The organism is Mycobacterium sp. THU-M104 (assembly GCF_049197365.1).
Lineage (GTDB): Bacteria > Actinomycetota > Actinomycetes > Mycobacteriales > Mycobacteriaceae > Mycobacterium.
Genome location: NZ_JBMIOP010000011.1, coordinates 1 through 1420 on the forward strand (window position 1 = coordinate 1; position 1420 = coordinate 1420).

The window sequence follows — 1420 nt, forward strand, 5'->3', positions numbered from 1 at the left end:
CGGCCAGACGCCTTCCGGCATCGACGCGATCGTCGAACAGCCGCATACCACCACGCAATGCTCCCCGTCGTCCGCCCACAAGGCGTTCGCCATCGCCCTTCGACTCCTTCATGTATCGAGTGTGTCGCGGAGTTTCGGCGCGCCGAAGGGCCCTTGGGCCCCATTTACGGGTGGCCACGCCGTCGGCGCAGCGGCCCGCGCGAGCCCGGTGGCCCGCAGCTGCGGGAGCGCCATCTGCGTGATGCGCGGGGCCACATACAGTTGGCTGGGCACGCGGACGGGCCGATACCGCGTCTCGTGGACTGGAATTGGCCGTGGCGCTCGGTGGCCACGGTGTCGTCCGGTGTGCCAGAAACCTTTGCGGCGCAAGCAGATCGGCCCGGAGTGTGGCTGATCACGGATCCGTCGCTGCGCGACGCTGCCGAGGAGGTGGCGTCCAAGGTGTAGGCCCGAAGACGCGACGGCGATGTCGCCGTCGTCTCGGTGCACCGGGGATCCAATTGGGGTTACGCGCTGGCGCGGAGCGAAATCGAGTTCGCGCACCGGCTGATCGACGCCGGCATCGCTATCGTGCACGGACACTCCTCGCACCATCCCTGGCCGATCGAGATCTACCGCGGCAGGCCGATCCTGTACGGATGCGGCGACGTCATCGACGACGACGACGACGGCATCCGGGGCCACGAGTCGTTCCGCGGCGACCTCCGACTGCTCTATCTGGCCAGCACCGACGCGGTCAGCGGTGAACTGTTCTCGCTGAGGATGATTCCGCTGCGCGTGCGGCGCATGCGCCTCGAGCGCGCCTCGCGCGACGGCGCCGAATGGCTGCGTACCACCATGGGGCACGTCAGCCGCTGTTTCGGGACCCGTGTGGCGGCCGGCGCCGACGGGCTCCTGGAGGTCGCGACGGGCCGCGGTGACAGGCAGCCTCCGATCACCCGGGCAGTCGCCGGCGTGCGGGCTCAACCGCGGATGGTCAAGCAGGGCTACCGGATTCATCCCGCAATCGGCGTCTCCAGTAGCGCACTCGAAATTCCCCGCGCCACGTGGTCCAACTGGCCCCGATGCTTGCGTCTACCCGAACCGGCACTGACCGAGGCCGAATGCCACTACCTGATGCATGACGCCACGTGTGAAGTGCGGTTCGAACGTGCCGGGCAGGTCATCGGCGCGGGGCGAACGACGCGCCAGATCAGCCGGCGGCTGCGCCGGGCCCTGGAGCATCGCCACCCCAGCTGCGCGGTGCCCGGCTGCGGGGCCACCCGCGGCCTGCACGCCCACCACCTGTGGCACTGGGAGGACGGCGGTGCCACCGAACTGGCTAAGCTCAGGTGTCTCTGTCGCTTTGACCGTGAGTCCTTGACAAAATGGCTGGTGAAAGCTTCGACGGGCGCATGGGGTGTTGTTTGAGACATGCGAG

At 68.5% G+C, this 1420-nt stretch carries 2 pseudogenes; both read left to right on the top strand.

From position 1 onward, the window contains the following. Positions 1–204: 204 nt before the first annotated feature. Positions 205–903: pseudogene (locus tag ACOJVU_RS00670) on the top strand (CapA family protein); the annotation flags it as partial. Between the two features lie 180 nt (positions 904–1083). Continuing rightward, positions 1084–1347, top strand: a pseudogene (locus ACOJVU_RS00675) (DUF222 domain-containing protein); the annotation flags it as partial. Positions 1348–1420 lie beyond the last annotated feature (73 nt).